Here is a 14,455-nt window from a genome sequence, read left to right as displayed (position 1 = left end):
GGGCGAAAAAAAACCGACGCGGCACGAGGCGGGCGTCGGCATGGCGGCCGGCAGGCGCCGCGACATACGCGGCGTGGCGCGGCGGCATCCGGCGGCAGGCGCCGCCGGAAAGCGCAGGGCCTGCTCAGGCGGGCAGCGCGGCCATTCGGGGCGCGGCGGCTTGCGAGTCCTCCCGCAGTTTGAACAGGGCCACGGTGCCGGCCAGCGCGCCGGCCTGGTCGCTCAGCATGGCCGAGGCCGCGGCCGACTGCTCCACCAGCGCCGCGTTCTGCTGCGTGGCCTGGTCCATCTCGGACACGCTGCGGTCGATCTGGCTGATGCCCACGCTCTGCTCGGCCATGGCGCCGTGGATCTCACTGACAAGTTTCTGAACGCGCGACACGCCTTCGACGATCTCGTTCATGGTCGAGCCGGCGGCCTGCACCCGCTCGGTGCCGCTCTTGACGTTCTGCACCGAGGCCTGGATCAGCGCGCGGATTTCCTGCGCCGAGGCGGCGCTGCGCTGCGCCAGCGTGCGCACCTCGCCCGCCACCACGGCAAAGCCGCGGCCCTGCTCGCCGGCGCGCGCGGCTTCCACCGCCGCGTTCAGCGCCAGGATGTTGGTCTGGAAGGCAATACCGTCGATCACGCTGATGATCTCGGTGATGCGCTCGGACGATTGCGCGATCGCGCCCATGGTGGTGACGGCATCGGTCACCACCTGGCCGCCGCGCTCGGCCGCCAGGCTGGCCTCGGTCGCCAGGCGGGTGGCGTGCTCGGCGGCCTCTTCGGTCTGGCGCACGCTGGAGGTCAGCTCGGTCAGCGCCGACGACGTTTCCTGCAACGAGCCGGCCGACACTTCGGTGCGCTGCGACAGGTCGCGGTTGCCCATCTCGATCTCGCGCGTGGCCGAGGTCATGGAATGCACGCCGCTGCGCACATCCAGCATCACGTGGCTGATCTTGTCGACAAACGCATTGAACGACGACGAGATCTGCGCCACTTCGTCATGGCCCACCACCGCCAGCCGGTGCGTCATGTCGCCGTTGCCGGAGCCGATGGTGTCCATCGCGTCGCGCACCGCCGACAGACGCTTGAAGGCGCGCGAGGTCACCACGCTGGCCAGCAGCACCGCCACCAGCGTCAGCACCACCAGCGAGACCAGCGTGGCGTTGAACACCTGCGACAGGCCGGCGGTGGCCTCGGCCTCGTCCAGCGCGATCACCAGGAACCAGTCGGTGCCAGGGATGCGGCGGGCCTTGAGCAGCTTGGGAACGCCGCCCAGGCTCAGCGCCATCGGCGCGGCGCCGTCGCGCGCCATTTCGGCCAGCGCGACCGGCGTGAGGCCGGCGGCCACGTCGGTCGAGGGTTTGAGCGCCAGCTTGTCATCGACGTGCGAGATCACCTGGCCGTCGCTGGCCAGCACGAACGCGGTGCTGGCGGGCGTGGGGCGGATGGCCTTGATGACGTCCTTGATGCCGTCCAGCGCCACCGCGCCGCTGATGGCGCCGGTGGTCTGGCCGTTGCGCACGATCGGCGCGGTGAACGCCACGTACGGCTTGCCGGTGCCCGAGTCGCCATAGGGCTTGGTGACGGTCAGCTTGCCGGCGGCCACGGCGCTCTTGTACCAGGGGCGCGCCGTGGGGTCGTAGTCGGGCGGCGTCTGCGCGGTCGAGAAATAACTCTTGTCGCTCCAGCCGATGCTGGTGATGGGAAAGCCGTTGGTCTCGCCCATGAGCCGGGTCAGGCCGCGCGGGTCGCCCTTCTCGACCACGGCGGCGGTGGCGGACACGGCCTGGGCCTTGTCCGCCGACCAGCGGTCGATGGCGCTGGCGTTGCCGGCGGCGATGGCGTCCAGGTCCGCGGAGATGGTGGCCATCATGTTGTCGCGCACGATGTGATAGATCGCGATGCCCGAAAGCGCCAGGGCGCCGATGACGGTGAAACAGGTGATCAACAGGATCCTGTTGCGCAACGAGGTGATTTTCATGCTTGTCTTCTTACTGCAACTGCCCGGGCCGGAGGGCACGGGTATCCAGGTACGCGATAAGCTCCGCGCCACCCAGGCTTACGGCAATGCCGCTAGGGACTTTAGGCCGGGCGACCGGCCCGGACACGCGCCCGCGCAAGACAGGCGTTGCCGCCATCCTGGCAAGGCATAATCGGGGTTGGGCCGGACCGCGGCCCGGGCATGCGACGACGCGCCTGGACGCGCGGGAGCGGCATCGCCACAGTGATACGCAGGGAGCTTTCGTTGGACCCGATACTCGCCGAACTTTCGGCGTCGCTGCAGGCCGCCAAATCGGTCGAACAGTTGACGCGCCCCCTCCTGGACATGCTCGGGGCCGTGACCGGCCTGGAGTCCACCTACCTCACGTCGATCGACCTGGAAGCCGACCTGCAGCACGTGCGTTACGCGCGCAATGCCGGCACGCTGCAAATCGCCGAAGGCCTGTCGGTGCCGTGGGCGGACACCCTGTGCAAGCGCGCGCTGGCGGAGGGCCGCATGGCCACCAGCGACGTCGGCGCCTGCTGGCCCGACTCCGACGCGGCCCGCCAGCTCGGCATCCAGACCTACGTCAGCGCGCCGATCCGCACCGACGACGGCCTCTTGCTGGGCACCCTGTGCGGCGCCAGCGCCAGCCAGCGCGCGATCGCGCCCCAGGCCGAATCGATCCTGCGGCTGTTCTCCAACGTGATCGCCAACTTCATCGAACGCGAACAACTTGTCGCGCAGTTGCGCGATGCCAACGCCAAGTTGATGGCCTTCGCCCTGACCGATCCGCTGACCGGCCTGCCCAACCGCCGCGCCTTGTACGAGGAACTGGACCGCCTGCGCGGCCGCGCCCTGCGCGAAGGCGGCAGCGTGCTGGTGGGCATGGTCGACCTGGACGGATTCAAGGGCATCAACGATACCCATGGCCATCAGCAGGGCGATGTCTTCCTGCGGGAAATCGCGCGGCGCCTGGCGATGGCGCTGCGCGCCTCCGACATGGTGGGCCGGCTGGGCGGGGACGAGTTCGTGCTGATCGGGCCCGGCCCCGCGCTGGCGCGCGGCGACGCGGCGCCGGGGCACGAGGCCGAACGCGGCGACGCCGAAGAGGCCGCCCGGTCGCTGGAGGACCGCGCCACCGCCGCCACCGTGGGCCGCTTCCAGCTCGGCGAGGCGGCCCTGGCGTATGAGGGCGCCAGCGTCGGCGTGGTGGCGCTGGACCCGCGCGGCCTGACGGCCGAGGAAGCGGTGCGCCTGGCCGACGCCCGCATGTACGAGGTCAAGCGCGCCCGCAAGGGGTCCCGCACCATCCACTGAGAGGGGCGACGGCGCGCGCAAGCCCCGGCCGGTCAGGGCTTGCGCAACACATAAGTGTTTGCTAATGTGTTGCCATGATCGAAAACGACATCTTCAAGGCTCTGGCCGACCCCACCCGCCGCGCGCTGTTCGACAAGCTGGCGGCGGGCGCCATGAACGCCAGCGCGCTGCGCGAGGGCCTGGACATCAGCCAGCCGGCGGTTTCGCAGCACCTGGCGGTGCTGCGCCAGGCGCGGCTGGTGCGCGAGGAACGCCAGGGACGCTTCGTCAACTATCAGGTCGACCCGGACGGGCTGGCGCTGCTCGCCGGGTGGCTGTCCAAGTACCGCGCCTGGTGGCCGGCGCGCGTCGACGCCCTGAAGACACTGCTCAAGGACATGGACCAATGACCCCGACGGCCCCCGCCCCGCAGGACACCGCGCTGGTGCTCGATTACGACCTGGATGCGCCGCCCGAGAAAGTCTGGCGCGCGATCAGCGTTCCCGCCCTGCGCGAGCAATGGCTGCCGGACGGCGCGCTGGCCGACCCCGAGCCGCTGGCCGCCACCCCGGGCGTCGAAATCCGCTACCGCATGCGCGAGACGCTGCCGCCCTGCCTGGCAAGCGTGGTCACGTTCCAGCTCAGCCCCAACGCCGACGGCGGCACCCGCCTGACCATCGTGCACACGCCCGATGACGCGCGGCTGGCGCAACCGCTGCCGCGGGCGGCCAACGATACCTGGTCCGGCTTCAAGCTCGCCGCCTGACCCCCGGTCCCTCTTTCACGCAAGACAGGAGTTCGCCCATGAGCGAAACGATGCAGCTCGTCCCGATGGTGGTGGAACAGTCCGGCCGCGGCGAACGTTCTTTCGACATCTATTCGCGGCTGCTGCGCGAACGCATCATCTTCCTGAGCGGCGAGGTCAACGACGCCGTGTCGGCCCTGGTGTGCGCGCAGCTGCTGTTCCTGGAAGCCGAGAACCCCGGCAAGCCGATCCACCTGTACATCAATTCGCCCGGCGGCGTCATCACCAGCGGCCTGGCCATGTACGACACCATGCAGTTCATCAAGTCGCCGGTGCATACGCTGTGCATGGGCACGGCGCGTTCGATGGGCTCGTTCCTGCTGATGGCGGGCGAACCCGGCAAGCGCGCCGCGCTGGCCAACGCCAGCCTGCACGTGCACCAGCCGCTGGGCGGCTTCCAGGGGCAGGCCTCGGACATGCTGATCCATGCCGAGGAAATGCAGCGCACCAAGCAACGCATCATCCGCCTGTACGCCGAACACTGCGGCCGCAGCTACGAGGACGTCGAGCGCAGCCTGGACCGTGACCGCTACATGAGCGCCGAGGAAGCGGTCGAATGGGGCTTGATCGACCACGTCATGGATGCGCGCTCGGCCGGCTTCTGAGGCGGCCATGCGCGGCCCGCGCCGTCGCGCCATCGGCGTGACGGCCACGCACTAGGCCTCGGCCAGCGCGCGCTGGTGGCGCGCCCGCAGCACGCCGTTGGCCAGCGCCCCCAGCGCCAGCAGCACCGCGGTGCCCAGGAATACCGCCGGCATGCCGAAATGGCCGCCGATGAAGCCGCCCAGCAGCGGCCCGGCCACCTGGCCGGCATACTGCGCCGAGATCGACATGCCCAGCACGTTGCCGCCCACGCCGTCGGGCACATTGTGGCGAATCACGCTGGTCACGCATGGCAGCAGCCCGCCCAGCGCCAGTCCCATCAGGAAGCGCAGCGCCACCAGTTGCCAGCCGGCGGTGACGAAGGCCTGCGGCACCAGCAGCAGCGCGGCCACCGCCAGCGCGCCGATGATCACCGTCCAGTGGCCGACCCGGTCGGCCAGCCGGCCCAATCGCGACGCCGACAGGATGGCGCCCAGCGCCGCCGCCGACATCACCACGCCCGACACCAGGGTGACACGGGCCGGGTCGTCCACCAGCTGACCCACGTAGACCGTGATGATCGGTTCGATCGACATGGTGGCGAACATCAGCAGCATGCCGGTCGCCAGCATCGCGGCCACCGGCCGCTTGTCGGGAATCTGCGCCCAGCCGCCGCGCCGCTTGCCATCCGATCGGGCGGGCTTGGCCGGACGCGGCATCTCCTTGATCAGGAACACGGTGGCCAGGAAGGCCAGGAAGATCACGCCGCCGGCCAGCAGGAAGGTGGCGCGGATGCCGATCAGCGGCGGCAGCCCGCCCCCGATCAGCGGGCCCACCAGGTTGCCCGCCATGATGCCGGCCGACAGCACGCCCAGCGCCCAACCCGAACGCGCCTTGGGCGCCTGCATCGCCACCAGGATGGTCGAGCCCGAGGCATAGCCGCCGGCCAGGCCCACCAGCAAGCGCAGCAGCACCAGCTGCCACACGTTCTGCACCATGCCGGTCAGCGACATGCAGATCGCCATGCCGAACGAAGCGCGCACCAGCATCAGCTTGCGCCCGTAGCGGTCGCCCAGCCGGCCCCACAGCGGCGCCACCAGCGCCGCGGCGAAGAAGGTGGCGCCATAGGCCACGCCGGACCATTGCACGATGGCGGCATGGCCCTGCACGCCCAGCTCTTCCACATACAGCGGCAGGAACGGCAGCAGCAGCGTCATTGCCACGATGGTGCTGAACGAGCCGGCAAAACAGACGGCCAGATTGCGCCGCCAGTGGATGTTCTCGGCGGGCGCGGCCGCGTCGGCGGGTTCCGGGGATGTGGGCGATGTCATGGCAGCGGGCCTTGTGGCGTTCGGGCGTGAATGGTGAAAGCGCGATTGTTGCCAGCCTCGCCGCGCGCAGCAAGGCCAGCCGCGATACCGGTATTGCCGCTACCCCCCACCGGGCGCGGCTATCGCACGGCGCCGCGCAGCCAGGCCTTGGGGGTGGCGCCGCGGTGCGCCTTGAAGGCCTTGATGAAATGGCTGAGGCTGGAAAAGCCGATGCTGTAGGCGGTTTCGGTAACCGAGCAGCCGCGCCGCAACAGGCCGGCGGCTGCCTCCATCCGCGCTTGCAGCAGGCAGCCGTGCACTGATTGCCCGTAGAGCGACATGAAGCCGGCCTGCAGCCGCTTTTCGCTCAGGCCCACGGCGTGCGCCAGCTGCCGCACGCCGCGGCAATCGGCGTATTCGTGCTGGATGCGGCGATGGGCCTCGGCCAGCCGCTTGCGGTCGGCCGGCGGCGGCAAGTCGGCCGCGGCGCGGCCGGCCAGGTGCGCCAGGGTCAGGGCCAGGGCCTCCTGGGCCTTGCCTTGCAGATACAGCGCGGCGATCTCGCCACGGTCCTGGTTCCAGGCCAGGATCTCGCCGGCCACGCGCGCCAGTCCCGGCCACAGCGGCAGCGTCGCCAACTGCGCGTCACGCGCCGGCACGCTGCCGTCGGCCGCGAACGCGGCGGGCGGCACCTGCCGCAAGGTGCGCCGCCACAGGGCGCGCACGGTGTCGCTGAAAAAACGGATGTCGACGGCGCGGATATTGTGGCGGCCCTTGAATTCGTCCCATCCCGGCACCGGCTCGGCCGTGCCGTGCAGGATGACGCTGCCCGGCTGGATGCGCAGGGCCGCGCCGCCCTCGAAGCCCACGCCGAACTGCCCTTCCAGCACGATCGCCACGCCGACGCTGGATTCGGCGGCGCCGCTGGCGGCCCAGTCGGACTCGGGTCGGCCGTCGAGGCAGCCGATCGAGATGCCGCCCGGCAGCTCGTGCTGGGTGCGGATCCTGAGCCAATCCGGCGGCAGCAGGCGCAGCAGGTCCTGCGCGGTAAGGGGCGCGCGGCGGTCCGGGGCAGGACGGGGCTGAGAGGCCATTTTGTTCCAATTCCGCAATTTCCGGCGCGGATTCGCTAGCGCGGCCGCCGCCTGGCCTGGATGATAACAATTTTCATCCGCATCAAACTTTCCATGCCGCCTTTGCCAGACACCGCCCGCCGCCCGAACGAGGCCGCCGCCCTGTTCGTCTTCAACACCTTGTGCCTGACCGCAATCATGGCCTTCATGCCCGTGATCGGCCCGGTGGTGCGCGGCCTGCGGCTGGCCGAATGGCATGGCGGCCTGGTGGTCACCGTGGCCGGCGTGCTGTGGATGCTGATGGCGCGCTACTGGGGCGGCCGCAGCGACCGCATCGGCCGCCGCGGCGTGCTGCTGCGCGCCGCCGCCGGCTACATCGCCAGTTACCTGCTGCTGGCCATCGGCCTGGACCTGATGCTGCGCGAGCCGCCGCCGGTCTGGCTGGCGCTGCTGGCGCTGATGGCGTTGCGCGCCCTGATCGGCGCCTTCTACGCCGCCATGCCCACCGTCAGCGCGGCTCGCATCGCCGACATCACCGCGCCGGAGCAACGCGGCGCCATGATGGCCAAGCTGGGCGCGGCCAACGGCCTGGGCATGGTGCTGGGGCCGGCCATCGGCGGCCTGCTGGTCAAGGACAGCCTGACGCTGCCGCTGTACATCGCCGCCGCGCTGCCGCTGCTGGGCACGCTGTGGCTGGCCGCGAAGCTGCCGTCCGACGCCGCGCACGAGCCGCGCGCCACGCCGCCGCTCAAGCTGAGCGACCGCCGGCTGCGCCTGCCGCTGGCCGCGATGCTGCTGGCCATGAGCGCGGTCATCACCGCGCAGATGATCGTCGGCTTCTACGCCATGGACGCGCTGCGCCAGGCGCCCGGCCCGGCCGCGCGGACGGCGGGCTGGGCCATGACCACCGTCGGCGTCATGCTGATCCTGGTGCAGGTGGGGCTGGCCAAGGCGCGCCGGATGAACGCGGCGCGCTGCCTGGCGGGCGGCGCGCTGCTGTCGGGCATCGGCTTCCTGCTGGTGCCGGCGCTGGGCGGCACCGCGGGGCTGGTGGCGTGCTACGCCGTCATGGCGGCCGGCATGGGCCTGGTGTTCCCCTCGATCCAGACCTTGGCGGCCAATGCCGTGACCGCCGACGAGCAAGGCATCGCCGCCGGCTCGGTGATCGCGGTGCAGGGCATGGCGATGGTGGTGGCGCCGCTGGTATGCACGCTGCTGTATGGCGTGCGACCCTGGATGCCTTATGTGGTGGCCGCCAGCCTGTTGCTGCTGGTGGCGCTGGCCGCGACGCTCAAGCCGCGCGTGGCCGCGCCATGACGCCACGGCCCCCCCGCGGCGGGGGGCCTGGTCAATGGGTTCGCATCATTCGGTAATGTGAATGTTGGCCTGGTCGATGATGACCTGGTAGCGCTTCATCTCGGCGTCGATGAACCTGGCGAAGGCCGCCGAGTTCTTGACCGACGGTTCAAAGCCCAGGCCATTGAGCTGGTCGACGATCCTGGGGTTGGCCATCACCTTGGCCGAGGCCGCCTCCAGCTTGCGCAGTACCGGCTCCGGCAGCTTGGCCGGCCCCCACACGCCATACCAGGAATAGAACTCGAAGTTCTTCTGGCCCTGCTCCTTCATGGTGGCAAGATCGGGCAGCAGCGGACTGCGCGCGGCGCCGGTCACGGCCAGCGCCTTGAGCTTGCCAGCCCGCACCATCGGCAGCGACGACAGCATCGGGTCGATCAGGCCCTGCACCTGGCCGCCGACCAGATCGGACAGCGCCGGACCGCCGCCGCGATAGAGCACGATGGGGATCTGGTCCAGGCCGTTGTCATGCAGGAACGAGGCCGCGGCCAGGTGCCCGGCCGAGCCGAAGCCGGAAGTGGCGAAGGAGTACTTCTGCGGTTCGGCCTTGAGCAGCTTGACCAGGTCGCCCACGTTCTCGGCCGGCACCTTGGGATAGACGCTGAAGATCAGCGCGCCCTGCGCCAGCTCGCTGATCGGCGTGAAATCCTTGACCGAATCAAACTTGATGGTCTTCTTGTACAGCAGCGGATTGATGGCGTGGATGGACGCGTTCAGGTACAGCGTGTAGCCGTCCGGCGCGGCCCGCGCGACGTAGGCCGCCCCGATCATGCCCGAGGCGCCGGCGCGGTTTTCCACCACGATCGACTGGCCCAGCTCCTTGCCCAGCTGTTCGGCATACAGGCGCGCCACGCCGTCGACGGAGCCGCCGGGCGGGTGCGGCACCACCAGGGTGATCGGGCGCTGCGGATAGTTGTCGTCGGCCAGCGCGGCGGCGCCTGACACGACGCCCACCGCCAGCAGGGCGGCGCTGAGCAGCCGCTTGAGCGGCGCGGGGCGGGACGGGGAACGGAACATGATGGGTCTCTCTAGGCGATGGCGCGTCCATTCCGGACGCGCAGGGGCCGACCACGCCACCGGCCGCGACGCTCGCGGCCGCCATGTCGTGGATCGTCAATATGCATCCGGCGGCTATTGCCGCCGGAACAGGGGAATCAGGCCGCCTTGAGCTGGGCGGAGCTGAAGCCGTACTTGGCGTCCAGCCCCAGCTCGCGCACGATGCGCAGGCCCTTGGCCAGCGCGTCGCCCTCCAGGCCGCGCAGCGGTCGGCGCAGGTCTCCGACCGGCAGGCCCACCGCCTTCATCAGCGACTTGATGGCGACCGGGTTGATGGCCGAGTACGAGTAGTGCAGCATCGGCAGCAGGCCCAGGTAGCCTTCGCGGAAGCTGACCGACACGTCCGGTGTGTCCCACGGACGCGAGATGTCGGCCATCTCCGCGGGCGCGATGTTGCCGGTCATGTTGGCGGTGCCGTGGCCGCCCAGGCTCATGGTGGGCACGACCAGGCCCAGGTTGGGCGAGTCGCAGCACATCACCGACACGTCGGGCCGGCCGCGCAGCACCTGCGCCACCTGGCCGACGCGGGTGGTCGATTCCTTGTGCACCACGTAGTTGGGGTGCTTGAAGATGCGCAGCAGCTGGTCCCAGTGCAGGTCGCTCTTGACCCGCGGCGGGTTGTTGTAGATGCCCAGGGGCAGGTCGGTGGCGTCGGCCACTTCAAGGAAATAGGCTTCGGTGTCGGCCTCGGACGCGCAGATGTAGGCGGGCGCGGCCAGGATCGCGCCGTCAGCGCCATTGGCGTGCGCGAACTTCAGGTAGTCGATGGTGGAGTCGGTGTTGTTGCCGGTGCAGCCGTAGAACAGCTTCATCTTGCCGGTCTTCATCTTGGCCGTCTCGACGATCACCTGGCGCCGCTCTTCGGGCGACAGCATCGAGACCTCACCCGTGGAGCCCATGATCAGCACGGCGGCGGTGCCGTTGTCTTCCTGGAACTTCAACAGACTGCGGAAGGCGCTGAAATCGACGCTGCCGTCGCGATTGAACGGCGTGACGATGGCGACGAAGGACCCCTGGATTTTCATTTTGCTCATGACCTGCTCCACATGCGGATGGACTGCTCAATCAAATAAGGCCAGGCTGGCGCGCGGTGGTTGGCGCCCGCACCTGGCCATTCCCCTTGCTGCTTTTGCAGTATAGGAAGAGCGGCCCCGAAAATTTTTCTATTTTCCACACTTTCGAGGGGCCCGAAAGACAAAGAATTTCTAAGGCAATGCGTTTAAGTTATGAGGATTTCCATGACAATACGCTTTTCACGGCGCCGCCCGCATGTCCGAAGCGATCTCCCGTTATCCGTCCCTGTCCCACTGGGGCGCGTACACCGCGCTGGTGCGCGACGGCCGTGTCGTGGGCTGCGAGCCGTTCGTCCATGACCAGGCCCCGTCCCCGCTTATCCATGCGATGCCCGACATGGTGCATTCGCCGCTGCGCATCGCCCGCCCCGCCGTGCGCGCCAGCTGGCTCAAGCATCGCGGCGCGCCCGAGCTGCGCGGCGTGGACGGTTACGTGGAGGTCGACTGGGACACCGCGCTGGGGCTGGTGCACGATGAATTGCAACGGGTGCGCGCCCGGCATGGGCCGACCGCTATCTTCGGCGGCTCGTATGGCTGGTCTTCCGCCGGCCGCCTGCACCACGCCCGCACGCTGACACACCGCTTCCTGTATGCCGGCGGCGGCTGCGTCGACCAGTCGGGCAACTACAGCTGGGGCGCGGCGCAATTCCTGCTGCCGCACATCATCGGCACCTATGCCCCCGTGACCGGCCGCATCACGGACTGGAACAGCGTGGTCGGGCACACCCGGCTGCTGATCGCCTTTGGCGGCATCCCGCTGCGCAACACCCAGATCGCCTCGGGCGGCGCGGGCGACCACAGCGCGCCCGGCTGGCTGGCGCGGGCGCGCCAGGCCGGCATGCGCACCGTGGTGGTCAGCCCCACGCGCGGCGACGCGCCGGTGGCGCTGGCGGCCGAATGGATCCCCATCCGTCCCAACACCGACGCCGCGATGATGCTGGGCATGGCCCACACCCTGCTGGCCGAGGGCCGCCACGACCGCGACTTCCTGGCGCGCTGCTGCAATGGCTTCGAGCAGTACGCCGACTACCTGCTGGGCCGCGCCGACGGCCAGCCCAAGGACGCAGCCTGGGCCGCGCGCATCTGCGGCGTGCCGGCCGATACCATCCGCGCGCTGGCGCGGGACGCGGCCGGCACCCGCACGCTGCTGTCGTGTTCGTGGTCGCTGCAGCGCGGCCATCGCGGCGAGCAGCCTTACTGGGGCAGCGTCGCGCTGGCCGCCCTGCTCGGCCAGATCGGCCTGCCCGGCGGCGGCTTCGCCTTCGGCCATGGTTCGATGAACGGGGCCGGCAATCCGCGTCCCGACCTGCCCGCGCCGGAGATGCGCGCGGGCCGCAATCCGGCCGGCGCGTCGATCCCGGTGGCGCGCCTGACCGACATGCTGCTGCAGCCGGGCGAGCCGTACGAGTTCAACGGCAGGACCGGCATCTATCCGGACATCCGCCTGGTCTACTGGGCTGGCGGCAATCCGTTCCATCACCACCAGGACCTGAACCGGCTGATGCGGGCCTGGGCGCGGCCCGAGACCATCATCGTGCACGAGCCCTGGTGGACGCCGACCGCGCGCCGCGCCGACATCGTGCTGCCCGCCACCACCACGCTGGAACGCAACGACATCGGCGGCTCGTCGCGCGACCGTTACCTGCTGGCGATGCGGCAGGCGCTGGCGCCGGTGGGCCACAGCCGCAACGACTTCGACATCTACCGCGAACTGGCCGCGCGCGGCGGCTTCGAGCACGCCTTCACCGAAGGCCGCGACGAAATGACCTGGATCCGCCACATCTACGAACAGATGCGGCCGGCCTGGGAAGCGGCGCAACTGACGCTGCCGGCCTTCGACGAATTCTGGGAACGCGGCCACGTCGCGCTGCCGCCGCCGGCGCGCGACTTCGTGCTGTTCGAGCAGTTCCGTGAAGACCCCGCCGCGCATCCGCTCAAGACCCGTTCCGGCCGGCTCGAACTGCACAGCGCGGCCATCGCCGAATTCGGCTACGACGACTGTCCGCCGCATCCGGCCTGGCTGCCGCCGGTGGAATGGCTGGGCGCCGAGCGCGCCGCGCGCTGGCCGCTGCACCTGGTCACCTGCCAGCCCGCCGACCGGCTGCACTCGCAGCTCGACCCGGCGCCGGCCACCCGCGCCAACAAGGTCGCCGGGCGCGAGGCGGTGCTGCTGCATCCCGACGACGCCGCCGAGCGCGGCATCGCGCAGGGGGATGTGGTGCGCCTTTTCAATGATCGCGGCGCCTGCCTCGGCGGCGCGCAACTCAGCGCCGACCTGCTGCGCGGCGTGGTGGTGATGCCCACGGGCGCCTGGTTCGATCCGCAGGACGACGCGCTGGAGCGTCATGGCAACCCCAACGTGCTGACGGTGGACGTGGGCACGTCGCGGCTGGCGCAGGGCCCGAGCGCGCTATCGGCGCTGGTGCAGGTGGAACGCTGGCACGGTGAGGCGCCCGCGATGCGGGCCTTCGAGCCGCCAGCGCTGCAACCGGAGACCTCGGGCGCGCCACGCTGACGGCGCAATCGCGCTCCCATTGCCGCGCGACCGCACCGGCCTGGCGCCCGATTGCCGGCGTGTGCGAGGCGCCTTGTCGTGTGAACAGACCCTAGGCCGCCCGCAGGAACGCCAGCACCGCGTCGTTCTGCCCGCGGATGAAATGGCGTTCGCGCGGCAACAGCGTCACCTGCGCGCGCGGCGCCAGGCGGCGCAACCGTTCGCAGGTCTCTTGCGAATCGAGCATCACATCGCGCCCGCCCACCGCCACGAACAGCGGCTGCGCCAGCTGACGCAGCGCCTCGTCGCCGAAAACCGGAATGGCGCCGAAGCGCGAGCGGAAGCCGCGGTCGATGGCGTGCATCAACGCGAACTGGGCACGGTCGGCGGGCGCCGGATCGGCCGGCAGCGGCCCGATGATGCGGCGACGCACCAGCGCGCGGCCGGCGGGCCCCAGCAGCAACAATGGCAGGACCCACGGCAGGATGTTCTTCTGGCGGCCGATGCCGGACGGGCACAACAGCGCCAGCCGCTCGACCCGCGCCGGCCGCCGCACGGCGAAGTCCAGCGCCAGCCACGCGCCCAGCGAAATGCCGAAGCACGCCGCGCGCGCCACGCCCAGGCCGTCGAGCACGGCCTCCAGCCAGGCCGCGTGCGCATCGCTCGCCAGCGGCAGCCGCGCCGGCGCGCTCGGGCCGGCCTCGCCGATCAGGTCGATTGCGTAAATGCGGAAATGCGGCGCCCAGGCCGCGGCCTGCCGCTGCCAACTGGCGGCCGTGCTCTGCGCGCCATGCAGCAGCACCAGCGGCGGCGCGTCCTCGCGGCCGCACACCAGCACATGGGTGTCGCCAGCCGGCGTCGGCACCATCACCCGCCGCACATCGGCCGGCCAATGGGCCAGCGCGGCGGCATAGGCCTGGCGCACGGCTTCGGCGTGGCGCTCGGACTTGAAGACCGGGCTCATGCCGGCGCGTCGCCGCGATGACGCAGATGGATCAGCGGATAGGCCCGTCCCTGGCCATCGCGCTCGGAACGCCCGGTGCGCTCGAAGCCCAGCCGTTCATAGAAGCCGATCGCCTGCGCGTTCTGCTCGTTGACGTCGGTGCTCAGGCCGGGATGGCGCCGCAGCGCGTCCTCGACCAGCGCGCGCCCGACGCCCGTGCCGCGCGCTGCGGGGTCGACGAACAGCGCTTCCATGTGGCCGCCGTCGAGCAGCATGAACGCCAGCGCGCGGTCGTTCGCATCCACGGCCAGATCGAGCGTGGCGGCGGGCAGGAAGCCCACCACCTCGGCCTCGATGTCATGGCGGTCCTGCGGCGACAGGAAGTCGTGGGTGGCATCGACGGCGCGGCGCCAGATGTCGACGACGCGTTCGCCGTCCGCGGGGGTGGAGGTTCTCAGGGTAATCATGGGTGCTACGGAAAAAAAAGAAGAAAGGTTG

Annotated in this window: 13 protein-coding genes; 6 read left to right on the top strand and 7 right to left on the bottom strand. The window is 70.3% G+C overall.

Annotated features, from left to right (window positions below):
* Nucleotides 1-124: 124 nt before the first annotated feature.
* Nucleotides 125-1,969 (bottom strand): methyl-accepting chemotaxis protein, encoded by a 1,845-nt coding sequence (locus HV742_RS10170; protein ID WP_175144970.1) that lies wholly within the window; start codon nucleotides 1,967-1,969, stop codon nucleotides 125-127.
* Between the two features lie 264 nt (nucleotides 1,970-2,233).
* On the opposite strand from HV742_RS10170, the gene HV742_RS10165 reads away from it, so the two are divergent.
* The 4 genes from HV742_RS10165 to HV742_RS10150 all read left to right on the top strand — a co-directional run bounded on the left by HV742_RS10165 (nucleotide 2,234) and on the right by HV742_RS10150 (nucleotide 4,678).
* Nucleotides 2,234-3,289, top strand: coding sequence for a GGDEF domain-containing protein (locus HV742_RS10165; RefSeq protein ID WP_231891666.1), 1,056 nt, complete (start codon nucleotides 2,234-2,236; stop codon nucleotides 3,287-3,289).
* Between the two features lie 74 nt (nucleotides 3,290-3,363).
* Entirely contained in the window at nucleotides 3,364-3,678 is a 315-nt protein-coding gene (locus HV742_RS10160) for an ArsR/SmtB family transcription factor (protein ID WP_049075922.1), read from the top strand.
* Entirely contained in the window at nucleotides 3,675-4,034 is a 360-nt protein-coding gene (locus HV742_RS10155) for an SRPBCC family protein (protein WP_175144968.1), read from the top strand. The genes HV742_RS10160 and HV742_RS10155 overlap by 4 nt, the downstream gene beginning before the upstream one ends.
* Before the next feature lie 38 nt (nucleotides 4,035-4,072).
* Nucleotides 4,073-4,678 carry an ATP-dependent Clp protease proteolytic subunit gene (locus HV742_RS10150; protein WP_049075926.1) on the top strand — a complete coding sequence of 202 codons (606 nt, stop codon included), beginning with the start codon at nucleotides 4,073-4,075 and terminating at the stop codon, nucleotides 4,676-4,678.
* A gap of 51 nt (nucleotides 4,679-4,729) precedes the next feature.
* On the opposite strand, the gene HV742_RS10145 is transcribed toward HV742_RS10150, so the two are convergent.
* Together HV742_RS10145 and HV742_RS10140 are read right to left on the bottom strand one after the other, a co-directional pair.
* Nucleotides 4,730-5,986, bottom strand: a complete 1,257-nt coding sequence (locus HV742_RS10145) for an MFS transporter (RefSeq protein WP_059272503.1) — start codon at nucleotides 5,984-5,986, stop codon at nucleotides 4,730-4,732.
* A gap of 119 nt (nucleotides 5,987-6,105) precedes the next feature.
* Nucleotides 6,106-7,059 carry a helix-turn-helix transcriptional regulator gene (locus HV742_RS10140; protein ID WP_175144966.1) on the bottom strand — a complete coding sequence of 318 codons (954 nt, stop codon included), beginning with the start codon at nucleotides 7,057-7,059 and terminating at the stop codon, nucleotides 6,106-6,108.
* A gap of 93 nt (nucleotides 7,060-7,152) precedes the next feature.
* On the opposite strand from HV742_RS10140, the gene HV742_RS32450 reads away from it, so the two are divergent.
* Nucleotides 7,153-8,355, top strand: a complete 1,203-nt coding sequence (locus HV742_RS32450; protein WP_269888885.1) for an MFS transporter — start codon at nucleotides 7,153-7,155, stop codon at nucleotides 8,353-8,355.
* A gap of 45 nt (nucleotides 8,356-8,400) precedes the next feature.
* On the opposite strand, the gene HV742_RS10130 is transcribed toward HV742_RS32450, so the two are convergent.
* Nucleotides 8,401-9,408: a Bug family tripartite tricarboxylate transporter substrate binding protein gene (locus tag HV742_RS10130; protein ID WP_054415233.1), complete on the bottom strand. Its 1,008-nt coding sequence runs from the start codon at nucleotides 9,406-9,408 to the stop codon at nucleotides 8,401-8,403.
* Nucleotides 9,409-9,545: 137 nt separating this feature from the next.
* Nucleotides 9,546-10,481 carry a 4-hydroxy-tetrahydrodipicolinate synthase family protein gene (locus tag HV742_RS10125; RefSeq protein ID WP_054415230.1) on the bottom strand — a complete coding sequence of 312 codons (936 nt, stop codon included), beginning with the start codon at nucleotides 10,479-10,481 and terminating at the stop codon, nucleotides 9,546-9,548.
* A 235-nt stretch (nucleotides 10,482-10,716) separates the two neighbouring features.
* On the opposite strand from HV742_RS10125, the gene HV742_RS10120 reads away from it, so the two are divergent.
* On the top strand, nucleotides 10,717-13,035 hold the full coding sequence (locus tag HV742_RS10120) for a molybdopterin-dependent oxidoreductase (protein WP_175144962.1): 2,319 nt from the start codon (nucleotides 10,717-10,719) through the stop codon (nucleotides 13,033-13,035).
* Nucleotides 13,036-13,126: 91 nt separating this feature from the next.
* On the opposite strand, the gene HV742_RS10115 is transcribed toward HV742_RS10120, so the two are convergent.
* Nucleotides 13,127-13,978 (bottom strand): alpha/beta fold hydrolase, encoded by an 852-nt coding sequence (locus tag HV742_RS10115; protein WP_175144960.1) that lies wholly within the window; start codon nucleotides 13,976-13,978, stop codon nucleotides 13,127-13,129.
* Nucleotides 13,975-14,424, bottom strand: a complete 450-nt coding sequence (locus tag HV742_RS10110; RefSeq protein ID WP_054415224.1) for an acetyltransferase — start codon at nucleotides 14,422-14,424, stop codon at nucleotides 13,975-13,977. The genes HV742_RS10115 and HV742_RS10110 overlap by 4 nt, the downstream gene beginning before the upstream one ends.
* Nucleotides 14,425-14,455: the final 31 nt, after the last annotated feature.

The sequence above is a fragment of the Achromobacter ruhlandii genome, from assembly GCF_902859695.1.
Taxonomy (GTDB): Bacteria; Pseudomonadota; Gammaproteobacteria; order Burkholderiales; family Burkholderiaceae_B; genus Achromobacter; species Achromobacter ruhlandii.
Note: the sequence above shows the minus strand (reverse complement) of the source record. Positions and strands in the feature narration are given on the sequence as shown.